Annotated in this window: 25 protein-coding genes; 1 reads left to right on the plus strand and 24 read right to left on the minus strand. The window is 45.9% G+C overall.

The window, feature by feature from the left end; genetic code table 11:
- Nucleotides 1-42: 42 nt before the first annotated feature.
- The 19 genes from trmD to AC4EG4_RS02510 all read right to left on the minus strand — a co-directional run bounded on the left by trmD (nt 43) and on the right by AC4EG4_RS02510 (nt 18,757).
- Nucleotides 43-768, minus strand: a complete 726-nt coding sequence (gene trmD, locus AC4EG4_RS02420) for a tRNA (guanosine(37)-N1)-methyltransferase TrmD (protein ID WP_490987177.1) — start codon at nt 766-768, stop codon at nt 43-45.
- Nucleotides 768-1,283, minus strand: a complete 516-nt coding sequence (rimM, locus tag AC4EG4_RS02425) for a ribosome maturation factor RimM (RefSeq protein ID WP_490977892.1) — start codon at nt 1,281-1,283, stop codon at nt 768-770. The genes trmD and rimM overlap by 1 nt, the downstream gene beginning before the upstream one ends.
- A gap of 67 nt (nt 1,284-1,350) precedes the next feature.
- Nucleotides 1,351-1,584 (minus strand): KH domain-containing protein, encoded by a 234-nt coding sequence (locus tag AC4EG4_RS02430; protein WP_142826576.1) that lies wholly within the window; start codon nt 1,582-1,584, stop codon nt 1,351-1,353.
- Nucleotides 1,585-1,597: 13 nt separating this feature from the next.
- Complete coding sequence (gene rpsP / locus AC4EG4_RS02435) at nt 1,598-1,870, minus strand: 30S ribosomal protein S16 (RefSeq protein ID WP_008430833.1); 273 nt, start codon at nt 1,868-1,870, stop codon at nt 1,598-1,600.
- A 93-nt stretch (nt 1,871-1,963) separates the two neighbouring features.
- A complete protein-coding gene (ffh, locus tag AC4EG4_RS02440; protein WP_490977891.1) occupies nt 1,964-3,322 on the minus strand; it encodes a signal recognition particle protein in 1,359 nt (452 codons plus the stop codon).
- A gap of 12 nt (nt 3,323-3,334) precedes the next feature.
- Nucleotides 3,335-3,658: a putative DNA-binding protein gene (locus tag AC4EG4_RS02445; protein WP_490977935.1), complete on the minus strand. Its 324-nt coding sequence runs from the start codon at nt 3,656-3,658 to the stop codon at nt 3,335-3,337.
- 67 nt (nt 3,659-3,725) lie between these two features.
- The gene (gene ftsY / locus AC4EG4_RS02450) at nt 3,726-4,742 is read right to left on the minus strand and encodes a signal recognition particle-docking protein FtsY (RefSeq protein ID WP_490977890.1); all 1,017 of its coding nucleotides are present in this window, start codon (nt 4,740-4,742) and stop codon (nt 3,726-3,728) included.
- A gap of 16 nt (nt 4,743-4,758) precedes the next feature.
- Nucleotides 4,759-8,307 (minus strand): chromosome segregation protein SMC, encoded by a 3,549-nt coding sequence (gene smc, locus AC4EG4_RS02455; protein WP_490986844.1) that lies wholly within the window; start codon nt 8,305-8,307, stop codon nt 4,759-4,761.
- 2 nt (nt 8,308-8,309) lie between these two features.
- Nucleotides 8,310-9,065: a ribonuclease III gene (rnc, locus tag AC4EG4_RS02460; protein ID WP_490977888.1), complete on the minus strand. Its 756-nt coding sequence runs from the start codon at nt 9,063-9,065 to the stop codon at nt 8,310-8,312.
- Between the two features lie 296 nt (nt 9,066-9,361).
- On the minus strand, nt 9,362-9,598 hold the full coding sequence (locus AC4EG4_RS02465) for an acyl carrier protein (protein WP_490977887.1): 237 nt from the start codon (nt 9,596-9,598) through the stop codon (nt 9,362-9,364).
- Nucleotides 9,599-9,638: 40 nt separating this feature from the next.
- Nucleotides 9,639-10,385: a 3-oxoacyl-[acyl-carrier-protein] reductase gene (gene fabG, locus AC4EG4_RS02470; RefSeq protein ID WP_490986845.1), complete on the minus strand. Its 747-nt coding sequence runs from the start codon at nt 10,383-10,385 to the stop codon at nt 9,639-9,641.
- Complete coding sequence (fabD, locus tag AC4EG4_RS02475; RefSeq protein ID WP_490986846.1) at nt 10,382-11,320, minus strand: ACP S-malonyltransferase; 939 nt, start codon at nt 11,318-11,320, stop codon at nt 10,382-10,384. Before fabD ends, fabG begins: the two co-directional genes overlap by 4 nt.
- Nucleotides 11,310-12,308 (minus strand): phosphate acyltransferase PlsX, encoded by a 999-nt coding sequence (gene plsX, locus AC4EG4_RS02480; RefSeq protein ID WP_490977884.1) that lies wholly within the window; start codon nt 12,306-12,308, stop codon nt 11,310-11,312. Before plsX ends, fabD begins: the two co-directional genes overlap by 11 nt.
- On the minus strand, nt 12,305-12,889 hold the full coding sequence (fapR, locus tag AC4EG4_RS02485; protein ID WP_490977883.1) for a transcription factor FapR: 585 nt from the start codon (nt 12,887-12,889) through the stop codon (nt 12,305-12,307). The genes plsX and fapR overlap by 4 nt, the downstream gene beginning before the upstream one ends.
- Nucleotides 12,890-12,978: 89 nt before the next feature.
- The gene (recG, locus tag AC4EG4_RS02490) at nt 12,979-15,021 is read right to left on the minus strand and encodes an ATP-dependent DNA helicase RecG (RefSeq protein ID WP_490977934.1); all 2,043 of its coding nucleotides are present in this window, start codon (nt 15,019-15,021) and stop codon (nt 12,979-12,981) included.
- A complete protein-coding gene (sdaAA, locus tag AC4EG4_RS02495; protein ID WP_490977882.1) occupies nt 15,011-15,910 on the minus strand; it encodes an L-serine ammonia-lyase, iron-sulfur-dependent, subunit alpha in 900 nt (299 codons plus the stop codon). Before sdaAA ends, recG begins: the two co-directional genes overlap by 11 nt.
- Before the next feature lie 16 nt (nt 15,911-15,926).
- On the minus strand, nt 15,927-16,589 hold the full coding sequence (gene sdaAB, locus AC4EG4_RS02500; RefSeq protein ID WP_490977881.1) for an L-serine ammonia-lyase, iron-sulfur-dependent subunit beta: 663 nt from the start codon (nt 16,587-16,589) through the stop codon (nt 15,927-15,929).
- A 134-nt stretch (nt 16,590-16,723) separates the two neighbouring features.
- Nucleotides 16,724-18,376 carry a DAK2 domain-containing protein gene (locus AC4EG4_RS02505; protein ID WP_490986847.1) on the minus strand — a complete coding sequence of 551 codons (1,653 nt, stop codon included), beginning with the start codon at nt 18,374-18,376 and terminating at the stop codon, nt 16,724-16,726.
- Between the two features lie 18 nt (nt 18,377-18,394).
- Nucleotides 18,395-18,757 (minus strand): Asp23/Gls24 family envelope stress response protein, encoded by a 363-nt coding sequence (locus AC4EG4_RS02510; protein WP_142826588.1) that lies wholly within the window; start codon nt 18,755-18,757, stop codon nt 18,395-18,397.
- Between the two features lie 220 nt (nt 18,758-18,977).
- Here AC4EG4_RS02510 and rpmB point away from each other — a divergent pair, with 220 nt between their 5' ends.
- Nucleotides 18,978-19,166, plus strand: coding sequence for a 50S ribosomal protein L28 (rpmB, locus tag AC4EG4_RS02515; RefSeq protein WP_490977879.1), 189 nt, complete (start codon nt 18,978-18,980; stop codon nt 19,164-19,166).
- Nucleotides 19,167-19,347: 181 nt separating this feature from the next.
- Here rpmB and AC4EG4_RS02520 read toward each other — a convergent pair whose 3' ends face one another.
- Genes AC4EG4_RS02520 through AC4EG4_RS02540 form a run of 5 tightly spaced genes read right to left on the minus strand, consistent with a single transcriptional unit; the run spans nt 19,348 to nt 24,289 of the window.
- The gene (locus AC4EG4_RS02520) at nt 19,348-19,989 is read right to left on the minus strand and encodes a thiamine diphosphokinase (protein WP_490986848.1); all 642 of its coding nucleotides are present in this window, start codon (nt 19,987-19,989) and stop codon (nt 19,348-19,350) included.
- On the minus strand, nt 19,986-20,651 hold the full coding sequence (rpe, locus tag AC4EG4_RS02525) for a ribulose-phosphate 3-epimerase (protein ID WP_490986849.1): 666 nt from the start codon (nt 20,649-20,651) through the stop codon (nt 19,986-19,988). The genes AC4EG4_RS02520 and rpe overlap by 4 nt, the downstream gene beginning before the upstream one ends.
- The gene (gene rsgA / locus AC4EG4_RS02530) at nt 20,644-21,540 is read right to left on the minus strand and encodes a ribosome small subunit-dependent GTPase A (protein WP_490977876.1); all 897 of its coding nucleotides are present in this window, start codon (nt 21,538-21,540) and stop codon (nt 20,644-20,646) included. Before rsgA ends, rpe begins: the two co-directional genes overlap by 8 nt.
- A 23-nt stretch (nt 21,541-21,563) precedes the next feature.
- The gene (gene pknB, locus AC4EG4_RS02535; RefSeq protein WP_490977875.1) at nt 21,564-23,537 is read right to left on the minus strand and encodes a Stk1 family PASTA domain-containing Ser/Thr kinase; all 1,974 of its coding nucleotides are present in this window, start codon (nt 23,535-23,537) and stop codon (nt 21,564-21,566) included.
- 2 nt (nt 23,538-23,539) lie between these two features.
- Nucleotides 23,540-24,289: a Stp1/IreP family PP2C-type Ser/Thr phosphatase gene (locus tag AC4EG4_RS02540; protein ID WP_490986850.1), complete on the minus strand. Its 750-nt coding sequence runs from the start codon at nt 24,287-24,289 to the stop codon at nt 23,540-23,542.
- Between the last annotated feature and the right edge of the window lie 13 nt (nt 24,290-24,302).

Here is a 24,302-nt window from a genome sequence, read left to right on the forward strand (position 1 = left end):
TAATATCATTAATCTACCGTCTGTGCAAGAGCAACTTGCATTCTATTTTTGTTCTTTTAGTTTAGCGATCATTTTTTTCTGTTTGTTGCTCAAGTCCACTTTATCGAGCAGGTCCGGCCGCCGTTCCAGCGTCCGTTTTAAGGTTTGCTCTTCGCGCCACTCATCGACTTTTCCATGATTGCCTGAAGTTAAAACGTCTGGAACTTTCCAGCCTCTGAAATCAGCAGGGCGCGTGTATTGAGGGTGTTCCAGGAATCCTGTAGAGAATGAGTCGCGAACCGGTGAATCTGCATTGCCAAGCACCCCTGGAAGCAGTCTGACGACACTGTCAATAACGGTCATGGCTGCCAACTCTCCGCCAGTCAATACAAAGTCACCGATAGAAATTTCGTCAGTCACTAAATGTTCCCGGATTCGCTCGTCGTAGCCTTCATAATGGCCGCAGATAAAGACCAATTCCTGCTCGCCCGCCAGCTCCTCCGCTTTTTCCTGCGTAAAGCGCTCACCTTGCGGACACATTAAAATAACACGTGGCTGGCTTTTTTGAGTCAAGCTTTCTACGGCATTGAAAATCGGCTCTGGTTTGAGCACCATGCCAGCACCTCCGCCAAATGGATAATCATCTACTTGCCGCTTGTTGTCCGCAAACTCCCGAATATCCACGACGTTTAGACTGACAGCCCCTTTTTCTTGGGCCTTTTTCATAATCGAGTGCTGAAAGACGCCTTCAAACATCGGCGGAAACAACGATAAGACATTAATGTTCATCAAGACAACAAACCTTCCATCACTTCGATGACTACTTTCTTTTCATCAATGTTGATTTCTTTGACGATGTCTTCAATATAGGGAATGTAATGCTTCTTCCCAGTTTTGGGCGTCACTTCCCAAACATCGTTGGCGCCAGTCTCCAAAATTTCGCTGATGGTTCCGAGTTCCTGTCCTTCGGTTGAAACAACGGCGCACCCGAGAATTTCATGGTGGTAAAACGCGTTGTCTTCCAGCTCAGTCAAATCGTGTTCCGCAATTTTCAAGTAAGATTCTTTGAATGCTTCTACATCATTGATGTTCGGGTAGCCTTCGAACGTCAGCAACTCGAAGTTTTTGTGCTGGCGATGGCTGGCGATTTTCACCATGATCGGTTTTTTGGCATCCGGCGTAAAGAGGCCAAGCTTTGCACCTACTGCAAAACGCTCTTCTGGAAAGTCTGTGCGTGATAAAACACGCACTTCCCCGCGGATTCCATGAGTATTAACAATTTTCCCTACATTAAACCATTGCACGAAAAAACATCCTTTCATTCCTATTTTTCTGAAAAAAAAAGAAGGAACCTAGGCTCCTCCTTCTTTCTTAGTCGACAATATCAAGGTATGTTTTTTTCTTATGATAACCGCCTGCTGCTGAGTACACAATTGAACGGACAGCTTTCGCTACACGCCCCTGTTTCCCGATCACTTTCCCCGTATCCTCTGGATGCACGGAAAGCTTGTAGACAATTCGGCTTGCGTTTTCGTCAGTTTCGACACGAACTTCTTCCGGATAATCAACTAACGGTTTCACAATGGTCTCAATCAGCTGCTTCATAAGAAAATCTCCCTTACTTGTTTAGTTTTTCGTTATGGAATTTCTCCATAATGCCTTTTTGAGAAAACAAGTTGCGTACAGTATCAGATGGTTTTGCACCATCATGAAGCCATTTCAACACTAGTTCTTCGTCGATTTTAACTTCAGCTGGAACTGTCAGCGGGTTGTAAGTACCTACTGTCTGGATTTGACGGCCGTCACGTGGAGCACGTGAGTCAGCTACTACAATACGGTAAAAAGGAGATTTTTTAGCTCCCATACGTTTCAAGCGAATTTTTACTGCCATTTCTTAAAGCACCTCCGAATAGTTTCACACAAGATATTATATTAGCAAGCTTTAAATAGTTTGTAAAGTATTTTTTCTTAACACCTTAAAATTTTACTTGAAAAGTGAGTCTAGGCCTGGCATTCCCATTTTCTTTTTGCCTTTTTTCGTGTTCATGCCCGACATTTGCTTCATCATTTTCTTCATGTCTTCAAACTGTTTTAGGAGTCGATTGACATCTTGAATCGTCGTTCCTGAACCTTTTGCAATTCGTTTTTTGCGGTTTGCATTGATGATTTCAGGGGTTGTTTTTTCCTTTTTGGTCATGGAATAGATAATGGCTTCTACACGATCCATTTGCCCTTCATCCACTTTTGCGTTTTCGAGCCCTTTGATTTTATTAGCTCCGGGGAGCATTTTTAAAATTTCATCCAATGGACCCATCTGTTTGACTTGCGACATTTGTTCAAGAAAGTCATCAAAGGTAAAGGATGAAGTTCTGAACTTTTCTTCCAGCTCTTTCGCTTTTTCTTCATCGACGCTTGACTGTGCTTTTTCAATCAGCGACAGCATATCGCCCATTCCGAGAATTCGTGACGCCATGCGTTCCGGATGGAAAGCTTCAAGCGCATCCATTTTCTCGCCCATCCCGACAAATTTAATCGGTTTTTGAGTAACGGTACGGATTGACAACGCTGCCCCGCCTCGCGTATCGCCATCAAGCTTTGTCAAAACAACGCCAGTGATGCCAATAGCCGAATCAAAGTTCTGAGCCACATTGACTGCATCCTGACCGGTCATCGAATCAACGACCAGGAAGATCTCATCCGGCTCTTTAAGCGCACGGATATCCTTTAATTCCTGCATCAATGCCTCGTCGACGTGCAGACGGCCCGCCGTATCAATGATCACGGTATCCAAATGCTCGGCTTTTGCATGTTCAATCGCCTGCCGCGCAATTTCCACCGGAGACATATCTGTCCCTTTAGAAAAAACTGGAAGCGACAATTGCTTGCCGATGGTTTCCAGCTGCTGGATGGCTGCCGGACGGTAGACGTCGGCCGCTACCAATAATGGCTTACGGTTGTGCTTTCTGCGCAATAAATTGGCAAGTTTCCCCGAAGTGGTCGTTTTACCGGCACCTTGAAGTCCTACCATCATAATGACAGTCGGCTGTTTTGTTGAAAATTCGATTTTTCGTTCTTCGCCGCCCATTAGTTCAGTCAGCTCATCTTTAACAATTTTGACGACCTGTTGTCCCGGCGTCAGGCTGTCCATGACATCCTGGCCAATTGCCCGTTCGCTGACTTTTTTGACGAATTCTTTGACGACTTTTAAGTTAACATCCGCTTCGATTAAGGCAAAGCGAACTTCACGCATCATTTCTTTAACGTCTGCTTCGTTGACTTTACCTTTGCCCTTGATCTTGGTCATGGTGCCTTGCAGGCGTTCGGATAATCCTTCAAATGCCATTCTTTCCGCCTCCTAGTCCCATTCCTTCAGCTCGCCCAAAAATTGCTGGACGCGGTCTTCTGTGAATGGCTGTTTTTCAAATGACGAGACCAATTGCTGCCGTTTTTGGAATTTCTCAAACAGCTGCAATTTGCGCTCATATTCTTCCAACATTGCTTCCGTTCGGCGGATATTATCATAAACCGCCTGGCGGGTGATGTCGTATTCTTCTGCAATTTCGCCCAGTGAATGGTCATCTAAATAATACAGCATCATATAGCTTCGCTGTTTAGGTGTCAACAGCTCCTGATAGAAATCAAACAAGTAATTCATACGCGTTGTTTTTTCCAATCCCATCATTGATGCTCACCCCGCTCATTCTACTGCTTAGAATACTGAATATCGATAAGGCTGTCAAGTAGTTTTACTTGTCTGCTTCAGCATCTTCTAGCTGTTGTTCTTTGTCTAAACCTTCAGCGAACAAGCCATAAACGTATTTTTGCGCATCGAACGGCTGCAGGTCATCCAACTTTTCACCAAGTCCAACATATTTCACTGGAATCTTCAGCTTGTTGCGGATAGCCAACACAATTCCGCCTTTTGCTGTGCCATCCAATTTTGTCAGGACGATGCCTGTAACATCTGTCACTTCTTTAAATGTTTGAGCTTGAATCATGGCATTTTGCCCGGTCGTTGCATCAAGAGCCAACAACACCTCATGAGGCGCCCCTGGAATTTCACGCGAAATGACACGATGCACTTTTTGCAGTTCGTTCATCAAATTGACTTTGTTTTGCAAACGTCCTGCCGTGTCGCAAATCAATACATCTACGCCACGGGATTTGGCTGACCGGACTGCGTCGTACATAACGGCTGCGGGATCCGAGCCTTCGCTTTGCTTGATGACATCTACGCCTACGCGCTGGCCCCAAACATCCAATTGTTCGATTGCCCCGGCACGGAATGTATCGCCGGCAGCCAGCATAACGGTTTTGCCTTCGTTTTTAAAACGGTGGGCCAACTTCCCGATGGTCGTCGTTTTGCCGACGCCGTTGACGCCGACTACTAAAATAACCGTTAACCCGTCGACGAAATTGATTTCATTTGTTTCGGCTTCCCCAGCCTGATAAATATCTACCAGTTTTTCCGAAATAACGGATTGGACGTTGGACGTGTCCCGTACATTTTTGCGCTGTACTTCATAGCGCAGTTCATCCATCAGTTCAATGACCGTCTCAAATCCTACATCTGCCTGCAATAAGATTTCTTCTAATTCCTCGAAAAAATCTTCATCGACTTTGCGGTATTTGGCTACCAAATCATTGATTTTCGAAGTAAAGCCAGTACGGGTTTTGGTTAATCCTTCTTTGTATTTCTCAGTTGACTCTTCAGCCTCGGTGTTGCCGGCAAATTTATCTTTTAGTTTTTTAAAGAAACTCACGCAAACACTCCTCTTTTTAAATTTTTTCTTCGAGCTTAACTGAAACCAATTTTGAAATCCCCGATTCTTGCATGGTGATGCCATACAGAACGTCCGCGCCTTCCATTGTTCCTTTGCGGTGGGTAATGACGATAAATTGCGTGTCCTCACTGAACTTCTTCAAGTATTGACTGTAACGTACGACATTCGATTCATCAAGCGCCGCTTCAACTTCATCAAGGACACAAAACGGTACAGGGCGCACATTTAAAATTGCGAACAATAAAGCGATGGCAGTCAATGCACGTTCTCCGCCCGACAGCAGGCTCAAGTTCTGCAGTTTTTTACCAGGAGGCTGGGCAATAATTTCCACACCCGTCCGCAGCATATCCTGCGGATCGGTTAATACCAAATCGGCCGATCCACCGCCAAATAGCTCTTTAAAGGCAAGCTGAAATTGCTTCCGAATTGCGTGGAAAGTATCATCGAAACGACTGGTCATCTCACCATCCATTTCCCGAATCAATGTTCTCAAAGTTTCTTTTGCTTCATTCAAATCATTGCGCTGTTCGGTTAAAAACGCATGGCGATCGGAAACATGATCAAACTCCTCAATGGCTCCGATGTGGACGGGACCTAATTCTTCAATGGATTGCTTCAGCAGCTTGACTGTCCTGCGGACAACCGTTTCCTCGTCCACCATATCAAACTGTTTGGCTTGATTGAGTGTCAGTTGGTAATTGGTTTCAAGCTGCGAGACCAAGCTTTGGAGCTGAACTTCCAAACGCGTCGATTTGACTTCGCAGATCCGAATTGCCTCGACGTACCCTTTATATATGCGCTGTTGTTCTTTTAAACCCTCTTCAAGTTCATTGAGATTGCTTTGCTGCTCAGCCCGCTGTATTTTTGTCAGATCTACTGTTTCTAGCATCTGTACCTTTTTCGCTGACCAAGACTCGATTTCTTGAAGAATTTCTTCGTCTGAATAGACTTTTGCGGCCTCTTCTGATTGAATCCACTGCAGTTCCTTTTGATACTCTTGCAATTTTCGGCTGCTTTTTTCCAAGCGTTCAAAAAGTTCGGCTTCGTTTGCAGTCAATTGCATTACGCGTTCTTTTGTCACAGCATAAAGCGACTTCTGGTCCGCCAACTTTGCCAATACTTGATCGCGTGCTGATTCATTTTGCTGTTTGAATAAAGTCAACTCGTCAATTTTCACCGTGATAGCGTTCAGTTCGTCAACAATGCTTTCGAGTCGTGCCGAAGCTGTTTCTTTTCGCCCAGTGATGGCTGTTAAATCGTATGCCTTGTTCCGCTGTTCGGCTTCGAATAATTGGAAACGCTCTAACGTGGTTTTCAATACGGCTTCAATTTCCCGCAAAATAATGGCGCTTTCCGCTTCCATCTCCCGGTATTTTTCGCCCTCAGCCCGCAAAATCTGGATCGATTCTTCAGCTTTTTTAACTTCAGCTTGTTCTTTCTGAACTGTTTTTTCGGCATTCAAAATCGTGTCTTTCAGTTCACCTGCTTGCACAAGCAATTGTTCAAGTTCGGCTTTTCGAGAAAAGAAGGAGGCTTGTGTTTTATTCGCGCCGCCAGTCATTGATCCACCGGCATTGACAATATCGCCTTCAAGCGTCACCACACGGAACCGATTGCCGGTTGCCTTTGAAATTGCCGTTGCGCCTTTTAAATCTTCGGCAATAATGACATTGCCCAAAAGATTTTCGATAATCATCGCGTATTGCGGATCGTACTGGACCAGTTCAAACGCCATCTTGATGTAGGCAGGATGCTGGTTCACCGTTGCCAATGTCTGTTCTGGAATTTTCCGCGGCTTCATGACCGTCATAGGCAGGAATGTCGAGCGGCCCGCTCTTTTTTTGCGCAGGAAATCAATGGCTTCCCGGGCATGCTGCTCATTCTCCGTCACAATGTGCTGGCTTGAAGCTCCTAATGCCGTTTCAATCGCTTTGGCGTAATTTTTCTTCACTTGGGCAATTTCAGCGACTGCTCCTCTGATTCCTGATAAATGGCCTTTTTCACGTGCCACCAGCACTTCTCGAACGCCCTGGAAAAAGCCCGAAAAATCCGCTTCTAATTCCTGCAGCGTGTCAATTCGTGCACCCAGTTGTTTTTGCGATTGGTATGCTTGGAACAACATGGATTGTTTCTGGTCAAAAGTCTGCTTCTGAAGCTGATAGGAAGCATCACTGTCTTTGTATTGCTGGCGCTTGTTTTCCAACAAGGTGCGAATTTCTTGAACATTTTGCTTAGCCTGCGTTTTTTCTTTTTCCAGCTTCGACAATTCCGCTGTAAAGTCTGTCCGCTGCGATGCAATGCGGCCGGTCGATTCAGACAACTGCTGTGCCTGCAAGTCGATATTTTTAAGTTCGTTTTTCACGGTCGCCTGTTCGTTCATCAAGTCGATATAAACCGACTTGCCATTTTCAATTTCGTTGTCGATATCAGCTGGCGTCCTGTTGAGTTGCTCTTCCAGCCCTTTAATGGCTGTTCGGATCGCCTGTTGCTCAGCCTTGCGTTCCTCGAGCAAAGCCAGTTGTTCGCGATGCTTTTGCATTAGAAAATCGTTTTCCAGCTTTTCTGCACCAAGGGTGTCCTGCAGCTGTTGTGCCTGCCGGTGCGCATTGCTTTTTTTCTCGGACATCAACAATTTGCGTCCTTGCCATTTCTCGGTCTCCGCACTGGCTTCTACTAAAGCATTTTGTGCCTGGTCTATTTTATTGTCCAACTCAGCCAGCGTGCGGCGAATGCTGCCTACTGTCTGTTCTTTTTCATTAATCTCTCCAGACAACTGCCACTCTTTCTCAGAATGACCGGCAGCTTCGTGCTTTAGCTGGTCCAACTCCTGCTCCAGATTACCAGCATCATAAGCCAATAAGGCGATGTCGGCATCTTTTAGCTGTTCGTTCATGTCCAAATAATCCCGTGCAGTGGAAGCTTGAATTTGAAGCGGCTCCATCCGTCCATCCAATTCGTGAAGGATATCAAGTACGCGGTTCAAGTTTTCATCGGTTTCATTCAACTTGATTTCTGCTTTTTTCTTGCGTTGCTTGTATTTCAGGACCCCTGCAGCTTCTTCAAAAATCGACCGGCGTTCTTCGGCTTTCGAATTTAGAATTTCGTCTACACGTCCTTGAGAAATGATTGAAAATGCTTCTTTGCCCAGTCCTGAATCCATAAACAAGTCTGTGATGTCTTTTAATCGGCAATTTTGCTTGTTTAATAGATAGGCACTTTCGCCACTGCGAAAAACCCTTCTTGTTACGCTGACTTCGCTGTAATCAAGAGGGACTCGACCATCTGTATTGTCTAAAATCAAAGTGACTTCCGCAAAATTCAGCGGCTTCCGGGAATCACTGCCGGCAAAAATAACATCTTCCATTTTAGCGCCGCGCAGTGATTTGGCCGATTGTTCTCCGAGCACCCAACGGATGGCATCGGTGACGTTGCTTTTGCCGCTGCCATTCGGTCCGACAACCGCTGTTACTCCAGGTACAAAGTCAATGCCGATGCGATCGGCAAATGATTTGAAGCCCATAACTTCCAATCTTTTTAAAAACATTGTTACTCCTCCGCTGCTTCCTGCAATTTACGGATGGCCAGCTGAGCTGCCTGCTGTTCCGCTTCTTTTTTCGATCGCCCATTGCCAACACCCAGTTCCTGCTCCGCAAGCGATACTCGGGTCACAAATACACGGCTATGGGCCGGACCGATTTCATCAATGATTTCATAACTCAATGTTCCATTATTTTTCTGCTGAACCAACTCCTGCAATTGGCTCTTATAATCCATCACATGCGAAAAAGCACCGATTTCCACTTTTGGAAACAACACCATTTCCAAAAATGCGACAACAGGTTCCAGCCCCTGATCAAGGTATAGGGCGCCGATGTATGATTCGAAAACATCTGCCAAAAGTGCCGGCCGTGTTCGTCCACCCGTCAGCTCTTCCCCTTTGCCCAACAAGATGTATTTGCCAAAACCCAGTTCATTAGCAAATAAAACCAGTGACGGCTCGCAGACAATCGCTGCGCGCAGCTTCGTCAATTCGCCTTCGCTCATTTCTGGATATTTCATGTATAAGTAATGCGATACAGACAATTCCAATACCGCATCTCCCAAAAATTCCAAACGTTCGTTGTCGGTAAATTGTTTTCTTCGATGCTCATTCACATAAGATGAATGCGTGAAAGCTTGATACAGCAATGCAGGCTTGTTGAACGAAACATTTAGCTCTTTTTGCAGTTGTTCAAATGCCGCTTTGGCGTTTTCTTTTATGGTGCCCGGCTTTTGGTGATTTGATTTTTTATTCATTGCCATTTTTATCTGCCTTCCTTTGTGTACTACCATCAATTTTACCTTTTTTTCAGCTTTTGTGCAAAAAGAGAATTGACGCACAACTGCTTAGTATAACAGCAATTGTGCGTCAATGTGTGTATAAGTATTGGTGTTTCGCGGAAGGGTTTAAAAGGCCGCTTCCGCTTTTCGTGGTGGCTAGCTTCAGCGGCCAGATTCTAGGGTCATAAGCCACTCCAGCTGTGCGGCTGAAGAAATGCCACTTCGCCGGAGCGTCTTATGCCCGTCGAATCTACACGGCCGCTTCCGCTTTTCGGTACTTAAGCTTGTTTCTTTTCGATATATGTTACTGCGTCGCCTACTGTCGCCATGTTCTCAGCGTCTTCGTCAGAAATTTCCATATCGAATTCATCTTCAAGTTCCATAACCAATTCCACTACGTCCAATGAATCTGCACCTAGGTCACCGGTAAATGAAGCTTCAAGTTTCACTTCGTTTTCTTCTACACCTAGACGATCTACGATTACTTTAGTTACTCTCTCTAATACTGTTGACAATGTCGTCACCTCCCCTCAAATCAGTATACAAAAATCTTTGCTACATAACCATGCCGCCATCAAGATGAAGCGTCTGGCCTGTCATATAAGAAGCATCGTCAGAAGCCAGGAACAACGCCGCTTTTGCGACATCTTCCGGCGCACCAAAACGGTTCAACGGAATTTGTCCGAGCATGGCTTTTTGGACTTCCTCGGTCAATTGGTCTGTCATGTCCGTTGTAATAAATCCGGGCGCTACTGCGTTTGCCGTAATGCCGCGGCTTGCCAGTTCACGGGCCGTGGTTTTGGTCAAGCCAATGACACCCGCTTTAGAAGCCACATAGTTTGCCTGCCCGGCATTGCCCATGACCCCGACGATTGACGCGATATTGACAATGCGTCCAGCGCGTTGCTTCATCATTTGGCGTGTAACTGCCTTCGTACAAATAAAGACACCTTTTAAGTTGATGTTGATCACGTCGTCCCACTCATCATCTTTCATGCGCATCATCAGATTGTCACGGGTGATGCCTGCGTTGTTTACTAAAATATCTACTGAACCAAACGCTTTCATCGTCTCATCGACCATCGCTTTGACAGATTCTGCATCCGCCACATTGGCTTTGACTGCAATTGCTTCTCCGCCGTTTGCCTGGATGTCTGCCACAACTGCTTCTGCTTTTTCCTGGCTGCCACTGTAATTAACGACTACCTTGGCGCCGTCTGCTGCAAATTTACGGGCGATTTCTGCACCAATTCCGCGCGATGCGCCCGTAATGATAGCTGTTTTCCCTGCAAGTTTGCTCATTTCGCCAACTCCTCTACCGCTTTTTCAAACGATTCTAAGTCATAGACCGGCAAAGTTTTAACTGAGCGGTCAATTTTTTTCACCAGACCGCTCAACACTTTTCCTGGCCCGATTTCAATAAATACTGTCACACCAAGATTGATCATTTCGCGAACGGACTGCTCCCATAAAACCGGTGAATACAGTTGGCGAACGAGAAGATCCTGAATTTGCGCGGCATTGGTTTCAGCTTTGGCTGTTACATTTGAAACCACTGGCACTTTAGCGTCGAGAAGGAAAGAGGTGCTCAACTCTTTTGCTAAATCCTGTGACGCCGAACGCATTAATTCAGAGTGGAAAGGGCCGCTGACATCCAGCGGAATTGCCCGTTTCGCGCCGCGCTCTTTGGCAACCGCACATGCTTGTTCCACGCCTGCTTTTGTGCCGGAGATAACGATCTGCCCCGGACAGTTTAAATTGGCGAGTTGGACAACGCCGGTTGTATCCGTTACTTCATTCGTCACTTTTTCCAATTCTTCGCTTTCCATGCCAAGAATGGCTGCCATCGTGCCTTCTCCGGCGGGAAATGCCGTGTTCATGAACAATCCACGTTTATGTACGATATTGACCCCTGTCGGAAAATCCAACACATTGGAAGTAACCAATGCGCTGTACTCGCCTAAGCTGTGTCCGGCTGTGTAGTCTGGCCGGATGCCCGCACGAGTCAAGCGTTCCGTAATCATTGAACTGACTGTCAACAATGCCGGTTGGGCGTGATACGTCAGCGTCAAGTCTTCCTGTGGGCCTTCGAGCATCAGCTTGGACAATTCGAGACCAAGTGATTGGTCTGCGCTTTCGAAGAACTTGCGGCTTGTGTCGTCCGCTAAAAAGCTTTCGCCCATGCCGACTGTCTGCGACCCTTGGCCAGGATAAATAAAGGCAATCTTAGTCTTCATGTGAGGTCTCCTTTTTCAGCGTACTGTAAATTGTTCCGGTTACGTCGTATTCAACCATGGTACGTGTTTGGCGTATGGCATTAAACAAAGCCGTAGCATTTGATGAACCATGTGCTTTTATGACAGGGGCCTTTAATCCAAACAGTCCTGCACCGCCATACTCGCTGTAATCGAGCATACCTTTGAGGCCTTTGATATCATCTTTGACCAGAAATGCCGCAACTTTTGTTTTGGCGGAAGTCATAAAGACGTCTTTGATCATGGCAAAAACATTCATCGCTGTGCCTTCAATTGTTTTTAGAACCATATTTCCGGTAAATCCGTCGGTTACGACTACATCCGCCACACCATTCAGCAAATCACGCGACTCTACATTGCCAATAAAATTGACCGGCGCTTCTTTTAACAAGGGAAAAGCAGCTTTCGTCAAGTCATTGCCTTTTTTCTCTTCGGTTCCAATGTTCAGCAATCCGACTGTCGGGTTTTGAATGCCGCGCACTTTTTCGGCATAAATGCTTCCCATGATGGCATATTGAACCAGATGTTCCGGACGTGCTTCCGCGTTTGCTCCCATATCCAGCATCACAAATCCTTTGCCGTCAATAGTCGGCAACGTTGGAGCCAGTGCCGGACGGTCCACACCATCAATGCGGCCCACGATGAACAAGCCGGCAGACATAAGCGCTCCCGTATTGCCCGCCGATACACAAGCATCCGCTTCTCCATCTTTTACAGCTTGCGCCATGCGGACCATGGATGCATCCTTTTTCCGTTTGACCGACCGTACGGGATCGTCTTCCGACTCAATGACTTCTTCACAATGGACGATTGATAAGCGTTCATGTTCCTTCAGAAATTCCTGCATTTTGTCTTGATGACCAAAAAGCTGAATTTCAATATCTGCAAATTCATCCAGTGCTTTATAAACGCCAGCAATGATTTCTTTTGGAGCGTTGTCTCCACCCATTGCATCTACTGCAATTTTCATGTTTCTTCACCTTCACTTTGCTCTGTCATGCGATACATTTCAAATGTGCCGATAAAAACCGTTTGTTGTTCAACAGATGATACCACTTTGACAAACGCCCTGTTTTTTTCGGGATGGCTTTCCATCACTTCTGCTTTTGCAACTACGCGCTGTCCAGCTGTGACCGGCCGCAGAAATTGCAGTTCCGATTTCACTGTCAATGCCAGTTCTTCATTCATTACTGCAACTGCCAAGGAATTGGCCTGTGCAAATAAATGATGACCCCTCGCGATCTTGTTTCGCTGAAATACGTGTTCCGGTTTTACATCGAATATCGAAATGGCTTTGTTGTCGAGTTCAATATCGATAATCTCACCGATCACTTCATCGATCGGCAAAGATTTCACTTCATCTTCAAACGTTTTCACGGCTACGTGTTTAATGCGTTCCCGCAGTTCCGGTATGGCAAGCTCCATCCGATCCAAACGAATGGTTTGCACACTGACATCAAATTCAACGGACAGTTCTTCATCCGTCACAAATGGATTTTCTTTTATAGAGTCTTTTAATGCCTGTTGCCGCTGTTTTTTTGGTCTTTTCACTGTGTCACCGCCCGCTATTAGCACTTGGTACTAATATGAGTATATAAATAACAAAAAAAGAATGCAAGGAAAATCATGCCCCCGCATTCTTAATCCAGTCTGCCGCCTGATAATATACCCGACTCTTCGATTTGCTGGCGCAGGCAACGCATGTCATCCGCATGCCAAAACTCGTCGCTGCTAATCAGCTTTTCCGCGTCTTTTCTGGCCGTCTCAAGCGCCCGATAATCGTGGACCAAGTCAGCCATTTTAAATTCTGGGATGCCGCTTTGCTTACGTCCAAAAAAGTCACCTGGCCCTCTCAGCTGCAGATCTTTTTCTGCCAGTACAAAGCCATCGTTGGTTTCGGTCATCGTCGCCATGCGCTCTTTGCCAATCTCTGTTTTCGGATCTGCCAGAAGGACGCAATACGATTGTTCACTGCCGCGGCCGACGCGTCCCCGCAATTGGTGCAGCTGAGACAAGCCGAAACGCTCTGCATCATAGATAAGCATGAACGAAGCATTCGGTACATTGACTCCTACCTCTACTACAGTCGTCGATACCAACACGTCGACTTTACCTTCTGTAAACTCGCGCATTGTTTGCTCTTTTTCCTCTGAATGCAAACGGCCATGCATCAAGCCGACTGTAAAGCGATCTTTGAAATACATGGACAGCTGTTGAAACAAGTCCACTGCGTTTTGGTAATCAAGTTTATCCGACTCTTCAATCAGCGGGCAAATAACGTAGGCTTGGCGTCCGGCGGACAGTTCTTTTTCCATCCGGCCGACGATTTTGCCAAACATGTCTTTTTTCATCCAATAGGTTTCAATTTCTTTTCGGCCCACAGGCATTTCGTCAATGACCGATACGTCCATTTCCCCAAAAGCCGAAATCGCAAGCGTCCTTGGAATCGGCGTGGCCGTCATAAACAGCACATCCGGATTGTACCCTTTGTCTTTCAACACACGCCGCTGGTCCACCCCAAAGCGATGCTGTTCGTCTGTGATAACGAGCCCAAGTTTATGGAATTTCACTTCGGGCTGAATCAACGCATGCGTACCAATTAAAATATCAATTTCTCCAGCAGCAAGCTGCTGCAGGATCAATTGGCGTTTTTTGCCTTTAACTGAACCGGTTAACAGAGCGATATTCATGGAAAACGGACGGAACCACTGCTCCAGTGTATTGGCATGCTGCTCCGCCAAAATCTCGGTCGGCGCCATTAACGCACCCTGCAATCCAGCCGTATGGGCTGCATAAAGCGCAATTGCCGACACGACCGTTTTGCCGGAACCCACATCTCCTTGCAGCAGGCGATTCATGCGGAACGGTTCTTTCATGTCCTTGCAAATTTCATTGACCACCCGCTTTTGCGCAGCCGTCAAATCAAAAGGCAGGCTCTCAATAAATTCTTTTAAGCGCTCCAAGTCATAATCAATAAACGAGCCGCCTTCTTCTTCGCGGTTCTTTTTGCGCAGCGCCTGCATCTTCAATTGAAAAACCAATAATTCTTCGTAGACAAATCGCCGGCGTGCCTGCTTGACGGCCTCACCGTCTGGAGGAAAGTGAACCCATTCCAAGGCATCCTGAATCGGGGCCAATTGGTATGCACCAACCAGACTTTTTGGCAGACAGTCTTCCATCTCATCTTTTGCCAAATCAAGCGCCTGCCTCATCAGCTTGCGAAACGTTTTTTGATGGATGCTGCCTTTCAGGCTGTAGATAGGCTCAAAGTCGGCTCCATCTGTCCGTGGACCAATCGAATGGTTTGATACCGTGATGACCTGCCGCCCGCGGTCCCATTTTCCTGTTAAGGTAATGATTTCGCCCAAATGCAATTTCGCCTTAACATAAGGCTGATTAAAGAAAATGGCTTTGACTAAATGGCGGCCCACCAGCACCTGCACTTGGGTCCGCGATTTTTTCTTGCCTAAAAAAAGGACGGAAGGCTCACTTTCGACCCTTCCCTCCACAGTAACACGCTCATTATGGGGCGTATCCGCCAGGTCCTTCAATTGAAAATCTTCATGGCGATACGGAAATGTCATGATCAGGTCCTGTATGGTTTCAATTTTCATTTCTTGAAGGGTTTCAGTCGCTTGCTTGCCTACCCCTTTTAACGTGGCGACTAGATCTTTACTGCCCACTGCCAACAACTGCTCCACCGAAAATTTTTGACTCCAGCCATTTCCCGGTAGGAGTTGCGGCAAGTCCGCCTTTTGCGGTTTCTCTTAGCGCACTCGGCATGGATTGGCCAATTTCAAACATCGCACCGATGACTTCGTCGCATGGAATGCGGCTCGTGACACCAGCTAATGCCATATCTGCAGCCACTACGGCATTGGCCGCTCCCATCGCATTGCGCTTTACGCAAGGCACTTCCACTAATCCCGCCACTGGATCGCAGACCAAGCCAAGCATATTTTTCATCGTGATTGCGAAAGCTTCCGAACTTTGTTGTGGGGTTCCACCAGCCATTTCGATAATAGCCGCTGACGCCATTCCAGCTGCCGATCCAACCTCGGCCTGGCAACCGCCTGCTGCGCCTGAAATCGAGGCGTTATTGGCTACAACAAATCCAAAAGCGCCTGCCGTAAATAAATAACGAATCATTTGCTCCCGTGTCGGATTCAGTTTATTTTTCACCGCGAACAATGTGCCCGGTACGACCCCTGCAGATCCTGCGGTCGGCGTCGCACAAATGGTACCCATTGCTGCGTTAACTTCGTTGGTCGCTACTGCTTTGCTGACTGCGTCAAGCAATAAATCGCCTGACAAGGTATTGCCTTTTTCACGGTAAGCTTGCAACAGCACAGCATCACCGCCAGTTAGGCCCGATACGGAATGAACGCCTTTCAACCCTTTTTCTACGGCTTCTTCCATGACTGTCAAATTGCGGTCCATCTGAATCATAATATCTTCACGTGAACGGTCCGTCATAAGCATTTCCTGCTCGATCATAATTTCGGAAACTAATTTCTGCTCTTTCTCAGCCCGTTCAACTAATTCTCTTACGTTACGGAATAAAGGTTCCATTGTTATAGCCTCCAATTTAATCGGCGATTCTTGTCACCTGCGTGATATTCGGAAGGTTTTTCAATTCGTCCATCACTTCTTTGTCCACATTTTGATCTACTTCGATGACCATCAATGCCATATGTCCGCGTTCTTTTCGGGATACTTCCATGTGGCCAATATTAATATCGTATTTGTACAAGCAGTTCGCAACATTCGCGATGCAGCCTGAACGGTCTTCATGGACAACTAAAATCGCTGGGTGGTTCCCCGATAAACGAAGCGGAAAGCCATTCAACTCTGTAATTTCAATTTTGCCGCCGCCAATCGAGATGCCCATCATCGACATTTCAGATTCTTGGTCTCCAATGACGATACGTGCTGTATTTGGATGATCGACATGGCCTGTCTCCGGAATAAATTCATAAGACATTCCTGCTTTTTCTGCTTCTTCAAACGAGGTTTTGATGCGTTCGTCAAAGGTGTCATAATCTAATAACCCACCAATAATGGCCACATCCGTACTGTGCCCTTTATAAGTTTCGGCAAACGATCCATAGAGATGGACCTTTGCCCATTGCGGCTGTCTGCCAAACAAATCCCTCGCCACTCTTCCGATGCGGGCTGCTCCCGCAGTATGCGAAGAAGATGGCCCAATCATGACCGGACCAATTATATCAAAAACAGATTTGAACTTCATGGCTCAAACCCCTCACTTTCGGTTGTATATAGCTTTAGTTTACATGACTTTGGCATATTAAACAAAAATAAAAAAAGCGCATACATCCGTATGCGCTCCGGTTTACTATCCTCTTCCTGAGTGAAATAAACTTCCTATTCGACGGCGATTATATATGGATACAAAGGCTGTTTGCCATTGTGGATTTCAACTTCAACTTCACTATTCAGCGATTCGATAAACTTACCCAGTTTTTCAGCATCTGCCGCGGTCACGTCTTCTCCGAAAAGGATCGTAACGATTTCAGCTTCGCTGTCGACCAGTTTTTTAGCCAGCTCTTCTGTAACTGCATCTAAACTGCTATCAGAAACAATAATCTTCCCTTCAGAAATGCCCATGAAATCGTCTTTCTTGATGGTTACGCCATCAATCGATGTGTCACGAACCGCAAATGTCACAGATCCTGATTTCACGTGTTTGGATGCATTCGCCATCGCTGACTGATTGTCTTCCAAAGAAGCACTTGGATTAAAGGCAAGCAATGCCGACATACCTTGAGGCACATCTTTTGTCGGAACGACTGCCGCTTCAATATCCAACAGTTCAGCTGCCTGTTCGGCTGCCATGATGATGTTTTTGTTGTTTGGCAAAATTAGCACGCGTTCGGCGCCAATTGATTTCACCGCGTTGACAATGTCTTCTGTCGACGGGTTCATTGTTTGTCCGCCTTCAATGACGTAAGAAGCACCGATGCTGCGGAGCAACTCTGCAATTCCCTCACCCATTGCCACTGTCACTACGGCATAAGGATGTACAGTTTCCTGTTTTGGCGCATTTTTCTGGAAATCTTCGCCTACAATATCAATGTGCTGCTGGCGCATATTTTCTATTTTCATGCTGATCAAGCTTCCGTACTCCTGACCGTATGTAAGTACTTTTCCCGGATCTTCCGAATGGATATGGATTTTCGCAATTTCATCATCTGAGATGACCAATAGCGAATCGCCGTAAGTACTCAAATCAGAACGGAACAAAGCCTCGTTAAACTCTTTTTTGTCTTTTTCAAACTTCACCATGAATTCGGTGCAATAGCCAAACTCAATATCAGCCGTATCCATAAAGCTGGCAATATTTTTATGGTGCTCAGCGCTGACAAGATCGGTCATTGTGTTATGTGCGTGTTTTGCAGGCAATTCTTCGCCTTTCAGCGAAGCCAGGAATCCCTCGTAAACGTAAACGAGACCTTGTCCACCGCTGTCGACAACGCCTACTTCTTTCAAGACAGGCAATAAGTCTGGTGTCCGTTCCAAAGAAGCTTGAGCTTCCGTGACAACAGCTTCAAACCAAACAATAATATCTTTTTCAGTTTTTGAAACTTCCATGCCTTTAGCCGCCGCATCTTTTGCAACGGTCAAAATCGTTCCTTCTACTGGTTTCATAACGGCCTTGTAAGCTGTTTCAACACCGTGCTGAAGTGCTTCCGCAAACTTAAGCGCTGTCAATTCCGATTCTGATGCAATGTATTTGCCAAAGCCCCGGAAAAGCTGTGAAAGAATAACACCGGAATTTCCGCGCGCGCCCATCAATAGCCCTTTCGATAAAGCACTCGCTGTTTTACCGATATGCTCTTCTGCCTGAGCTGTTGTTTCTTTTGCTCCAGAAGTCATCGATAAATTCATATTCGTTCCCGTATCGCCATCCGGCACCGGGAAAACATTTAATGCATCAACATAATCCGCATTTTGAAAAAGGTGATGAGATCCCATCTCTACCATTTCCGCGAACTTTACTCCATTTAATGACTTCATAACTGACTCTTCCTCCTCCTACGGGTTCGTTACACGAACTCCTTGGACAAAAATATTTACCGCTTTTACTGACATGCCTAATGTTTTGTTAATCGTGTATTTTACTTTGGACTGGACCTGATAAGCCACTTCGGAAATTTTTGTTCCATAGCTGATGATGACATACATATCCACAACCAAATCATCATCTTCCTGACGCACAAGAACTCCTTTAGCAAAATTTTCTTTGCGAAGTATATCTGTTAAGCCGTCACGTATTTGATGTTTTGTTGCCATACCTACAATGCCGTAACATTCAATGGCTGCACCGCCTGCTATTTGGGCAATTACATCATTGGAAATATCGATTTGACCGTATTCGTTCTTTAATTCAATCGACATTGAAATTCCTCCTCGAGTCCTATTTCACTCTTATCATTCTACCTTAAAGGCTTATAGAAGAAAAGCAACCGTTTTGGGGTGTAAAGGTTTTTTTCTTTAAAGACCTCTAAATTTAGTTGCAAACGTGATATGTCTGTGGTAAATTATTAAAGTATGTGAAACGAAAAACGAACTGAAATTCTATCATAATTTTCAGCTTCACTTGTGAGGAGGGACTTACATGCCTAAAGTATGTGCAGTTAGTGGACGTAAAGCTCGCGCCGGAAATGCCCGTTCGCACGCAATGAATTCGTCAAAACGTACATGGGGAGCAAACCTTCAAAAAGTTCGCATCCTTGTAGACGGTAAACCGAAACGTGTATGGGTTTCTGCAAGAGCAATGAAATCAGGAAAAGTTGAGCGCGTATAATCGCTCATCGATAATGCCGGTGCTGATCTAATCAGCCTGGCATTTTTTCGTTGTGTAAGCTATTTTTAACGCTCGCTCTTTCATGAAAACTGGTTAAAGCCTAAACAGCTTTACTCCGCAACAATTAAAACAGGCAGCGAAAAGGATCTCCCTTTCGCTGCCTGTTTGATTTTCTAAAACTTTATGCATCCGAGCTTTCCACCATCAGGCAATAGCCGCTTTGGATTGTCACACTTCCTCGGCCCATTAGCTCGTTGCTGATGAACCGGGTCGTGCCGAATGGAACAGCTTCATTTGTTACGGGGTATTTAAAGCCAGTCAGCGTTAAGCCGCTGATTTCTTCCGCAAACGGGTAAAACGATACATAGCGGTACTGTTCATCCTTAACCAGTTGATGCGTACCAGGCTTTAAAAAACGGATCCGATTTTGGCTATTCAGTAACAGGAAGCCTGTTGCTGGAAAGTTTTGCTGATACGTGAACATGGTGTGCAAAGCACTCATGTAGTGGTCCAGTCTTCCGCCTGTGACACCGGTGAGTATGACCAGATTGGGCCGATGCGCCATTGCTCTCTCAAGCCCCAACTCCGTATCAGACTGGTCTTTTTCAGATGGCGAACGTTCCAAGCCAGGCAATGCTGCACGAATTTTCTTATAATCCTCTTCTGTCACCGAATCAAAGTCCCCCACAGCGGCGGCAGGCTGAATGCCCTTTTCAAGCAATACCAGCGTTCCGGCATCAATGCCAATATACAAAGCTTCCGGAAAGTGAGAGAAATCCGGCAGTTCGCCTGCCGGGCCTCCTGCGATTAAAATGACGTTCACGAAATCGCCTCTTCTCCCGCTTTCCTGATTGCCTGAAGAGCTTGCGCCCGATCTTGTTTGCTGTAGATGGCTGAACCGGCGACAAAGACTGTCGCTCCTGCTTCTGCACATGCAACGATCGTTTCTTCGTTAATGCCTCCATCAATTTCAATTTCAATGGACAGCCCTTTTTCTTTGATGATGCCAGCAAGCTGTTTGACTTTCGGCACCACGGAATGAATAAATTTCTGACCGCCAAATCCAGGATTGACCGTCATGAATAATACCAAATCGATATCTTCCAATATGTGCTGGATGGTTTCGATCGGCGTATGTGGATTCAAGACAACACCCGGCTTGACGCCAAATGATCTGATTAACTGAATGGTACGATGAAGGTGTGGACAAGCTTCTACATGCACAGTAATGTAATCAGCGCCTGCTTTGGCAAATTCTTCAATGTACTGATCTGGATTCTCGATCATCAAATGGACATCCATTGGCAATTTGGTCAAGGGCCGGATTGCATTCAAGACAATCGGTCCAAAGGAAATATTCGGAACGAAATGGCCGTCCATAATATCTACATGAATCCAATCAGCCCCTGCTTTTTCCACTTCTAACACTTCTTCTCCAAGCTTTGCAAAATCTGCTGCAAGAATAGACGGTGCAATTTTAATCATTTGAATACCTCGGCTTTCGGCTCATGATTTCTTCCAAAAACTTCAAATAGTTTTTGTAGCGATAATCTGGTATTTCTTTTGCCTCAACGGCCGCTTTAATGGCACATTTAGGTTCGTTCATGTGCAGGCATTCTCGGAATTTACAGGCGTTGGAACGCGCAGCAAATTCTGGGAAACACGCGGACAACTCTTCGCGTTCCATGGTCTCGAAATCAAACGAACTAAATCCTGGCGTGTCCGCCAGCAGTCCGTTGTTGACGGCGATCAGTTCAACATGCCGCGTCGTATGCTTGCCTCGGTTCAGCGCTTTGGAAATATCGTCTGTCTTTAACTCCAGTGATGGCAAGATAGTATTCAGCAATGTTGATTTCCCAACACCAGACTGCCCTGCCAAAACGCTGATTTTGCCTTCAAGCACAGGCATCAAACGATCTTTTAAAGCAGGATCGTCAATGTAGGTTGGAATCACTTCATAGCCGATTTTTTCATAATCCGCAATAAAGTGTTGAATTTTTTCTTTTTCCGATTCTTTTAACAGATCCATTTTCGTCAGGCAAATGATCGGTTGAATCGAGTTGGATTCGATGGCGGTTAAAAAACGATCCAGTAGTAAGGGGTGAAAGTCCGGCTGCTTGGCTGAAAACACAAGAATTGCCTGGTCCACATTGGTAATCGGTGGACGCACCAATTCGTTTTTGCGTTCGTAGACATGCAGAATTGTTCCTTCCAGATCATTATCTGCTTTGTAATCGACATAATCGCCAACCAGCGGCGTTATTTGGCGATTGCGGAAAACTCCACGCCCGCGGCACTGGATATAGCGCTTGCCATCTTCATCCAGTACATAATAAAATCCACTCAACGCTTTTCTGATTTGACCTTTCGGCATCTTTTCACTCCTTCTGTCATTGTTTATTCTACGTTTGAGTACTCAAAAGTTTCTTCCAGTATAATTGTGGAATCACGGACTATGCGATAGGATGCACTTTCACCTTCTGCAATTTGCAGTTCGATACGCTGAGACCGATCTTCAGTAATTGTAAACTCCTCAGTCGGATCGACCATTGTCCGGGAATCATCCTGAATGTAGACTTGGACTGTCTGTTCAACAGGTTCTTCACCTTCTGCAGCAGGTTCTGCAGGTTCATACGGAATTTCTACCGTATGAATATACGTCTTCATCGGCTGCTCTGCAACGCCAGCTGACAAAGTGACTTCAATAGTACTGCCAGCTACAAGCTGTTCTCCTGCAGCAGGGGTTTGAGACAAGACCTTGCCGGACTCGACTTCATCGGACGCCTGTTCTGAAACAATGCGGATATTAAAACCAGAAGAGCGAGCATAATCGTTGAGATTTTCTTCTGTAAAGCCAGCCAAATCTTCTACTTCGCGCAGATCTTCACCTTTACTGACGATAAATTCTACATCCGTTTCACTGATAATCACATTTTCTCCAGCTAACGGTTCCTGGCTGAGAATCGTACCAACCGGTTCTTCAGAAAACTCTTCAGTTGGCGTCACCGAAGCAAAATTCTCTTCTGCTAATGCTTCTGTTGCTTCTTCAATCGTGCTCCCGACAAAATCATCCATCTCAGCCATTTCCTTACCTAGACTGACAAATAGTTGAATTTCCGTTTCACGGTCCCTCATTTTCCCAGCTTCCGGAATGGTCCGGATAATATGGTCTGCCTCGACCTGCTCCGAGTATTCTTCAGTTTCTTCACCTGCCACAAAACCAGCTGCCTGAAGCTCTTCAAGCGCTTCGTTGTGCTCCATTTCCGAAACATCCGGTACAGCAATTTGCCTCGGTTCGAACAGACCTGGAAATGCAATTGCGAGAATCAGTCCGCCAATCAGCAAAAATGCCAGTATGCCCAGAATCCATGGCCACTTCTTTTTCTTTTTTTCAGGAGTTTTTTTCGTTTCTTTTTTCTCCTTGTTCAGGGGCAATGGCATGGTTTTTGTCTCTGCAGCGCTCGTGTATGCAGCCGCATCTTTGATAGCCGGCATAGCACGTGTTTCATCCTGGTCAACTGGCACCACGAATTTGGGTTCATTCAACCGTTCCGGCAATAACACCGTCTCTAGGTCTGCCTCCATTTCATCAGCAGACTGGTAGCGGTGCTGAATGTTTTTGGCCGTCGCTTTTAACACAACATTCTCCAGGCTTTGCGGCAAATCGGGAACGGTTTCACGCAAAGAAGGTGTTTCTGTCTGCAGATGTTTTAAGGCAATCGATACCGCTGATTCACCTGAAAACGGCAACTTTCCTGTAATCAATTCGTACATAACAATGCCAAGGGAATAAATATCGGATTTTTTATTGGCCATCCCGCCGCGTGCTTGTTCAGGCGATAAGTAATGGACGGTTCCAAGTACCGAGTTGGTTTGGGTATAAGATGTTGCGCTTAATGCCATCGCAATGCCAAAATCGGATATTTTCACATTGCCTTCCGGATCCATCAAAATGTTTTGCGGTTTGATGTCACGGTGAACAATTTGATTGTGGTGGGCATGAGCCAAAGCCGATGCCAATTGTTTCATAATCTCAACCGCTCGTTCAGGAGATACCGGTGAATGTTCGATTATGTAATCCTTTAAGGTTTTTCCTGCCACGTATTCCATGACCAAATAATGCACAGATCCGTCTTCGCCCACATCAAAGATATTGACAATGTTCGGATGCGCCAGACTGGTCGTAGACAATGCTTCTCGTTGAAAGCGCCTGCGCAGCTCTTCCTCATTAGAAAAGTCGTAGCGCAAAATTTTGATGGCGATATCCCGATCCAAAATCATGTCATGCGCCAAATACACATTGGACATTCCGCCGCCGCCAATCAACTTCTTGATCTTGTAGCGGCCATTGATGCTTTTGCCAATCAGCATGGTTACACCTCCTCATCCATAGAGGACAGAAGAACGAATGAAATATTGTCTTCTCCTCCACGATCGTTGGCCAAGGTTACCAGCTCCTGACCTTTTTGAGACAAAGGGGCAGTGGCGCGAACGATGGAAGCGAGTTCTTCTTTCGGAATTTTATTGCTTAAGCCATCTGAACAAATCAGCAGATAAGAAGAACCCGCAATTGAAAAGTGGATCAACTCTCTTTCGATATCGGCTTCAGTGCCAAGCGCACGGACGATCCAGTTTTTCTTTGGATGCTCTTCCGCTTCTTCCTGGCTGATTTCTCCGCTGTCCACCAGCACATTGACGTAGGAATGATCGCGTGTAATCTGTTCGATGCTCTCGTTTATCAGGTATGCACGGCTATCGCCGATATGGCATAAAACACCTTCATCGCCTTCAAGCAATGCCGCGATTAAGGTAGTGCCCATCCCTTTGCATTCCAAATGTGCCATGGAATGGTCGTATACTGACCGGTTGATCAGCTGAACACGATCAGAAAGCCATTTTTTCTTATTGTCGAGTGTTGAAAAGGCCTCTTCCCCGTCTTCCAAAAAATAGCGGCTCAGCTGATCGGTGGTCATTTTGCTGGCAACATCCCCAGCTTTATGGCCGCCCATTCCATCTGCTACGAGGGCCAGAATCAGTCCGTCTGGACGCTTTAAAACAGCTACGCTATCTTCGTTCACTTCACGGATTTTGCCTGTATCACTTTCTACTACGTATTGGAACAAATCATGACACCCC

This window comes from Planococcus sp. TJ-201, from assembly GCF_058268495.1.

Coding starts and splice junctions, on each gene's coding strand:
- trmD (WP_490987177.1), bottom strand. CDS start 768: ATGAACATTAATGTCTTATCGTTGTTTCCGCCGATGTTTGAAGGCGTC.
- AC4EG4_RS02430 (WP_142826576.1), bottom strand. CDS start 1,584: ATGAAGCAGCTGATTGAGACCATTGTGAAACCGTTAGTTGATTATCCG.
- rpsP (WP_008430833.1), bottom strand. CDS start 1,870: ATGGCAGTAAAAATTCGCTTGAAACGTATGGGAGCTAAAAAATCTCCT.
- ffh (WP_490977891.1), bottom strand. CDS start 3,322: ATGGCATTTGAAGGATTATCCGAACGCCTGCAAGGCACCATGACCAAG.
- AC4EG4_RS02445 (WP_490977935.1), bottom strand. CDS start 3,658: ATGGGATTGGAAAAAACAACGCGTATGAATTACTTGTTTGATTTCTAT.
- smc (WP_490986844.1), bottom strand. CDS start 8,307: ATGTTTTTAAAAAGATTGGAAGTTATGGGCTTCAAATCATTTGCCGAT.
- rnc (WP_490977888.1), bottom strand. CDS start 9,065: ATGGCAATGAATAAAAAATCAAATCACCAAAAGCCGGGCACCATAAAA.
- fabG (WP_490986845.1), bottom strand. CDS start 10,385: ATGAGCAAACTTGCAGGGAAAACAGCTATCATTACGGGCGCATCGCGC.
- fabD (WP_490986846.1), bottom strand. CDS start 11,320: ATGAAGACTAAGATTGCCTTTATTTATCCTGGCCAAGGGTCGCAGACA.
- plsX (WP_490977884.1), bottom strand. CDS start 12,308: ATGAAAATTGCAGTAGATGCAATGGGTGGAGACAACGCTCCAAAAGAA.
- sdaAA (WP_490977882.1), bottom strand. CDS start 15,910: ATGGAACCTTTATTCCGTAACGTAAGAGAATTAGTTGAACGGGCTGAG.
- sdaAB (WP_490977881.1), bottom strand. CDS start 16,589: ATGAAGTTCAAATCTGTTTTTGATATAATTGGTCCGGTCATGATTGGG.
- AC4EG4_RS02505 (WP_490986847.1), bottom strand. CDS start 18,376: ATGAAGTCATTAAATGGAGTAAAGTTCGCGGAAATGGTAGAGATGGGA.
- AC4EG4_RS02510 (WP_142826588.1), bottom strand. CDS start 18,757: ATGTCGATTGAATTAAAGAACGAATACGGTCAAATCGATATTTCCAAT.
- rpmB (WP_490977879.1), top strand. CDS start 18,978: ATGCCTAAAGTATGTGCAGTTAGTGGACGTAAAGCTCGCGCCGGAAAT.
- rpe (WP_490986849.1), bottom strand. CDS start 20,651: ATGATTAAAATTGCACCGTCTATTCTTGCAGCAGATTTTGCAAAGCTT.
- rsgA (WP_490977876.1), bottom strand. CDS start 21,540: ATGCCGAAAGGTCAAATCAGAAAAGCGTTGAGTGGATTTTATTATGTA.
- pknB (WP_490977875.1), bottom strand. CDS start 23,537: ATGCTGATTGGCAAAAGCATCAATGGCCGCTACAAGATCAAGAAGTTG.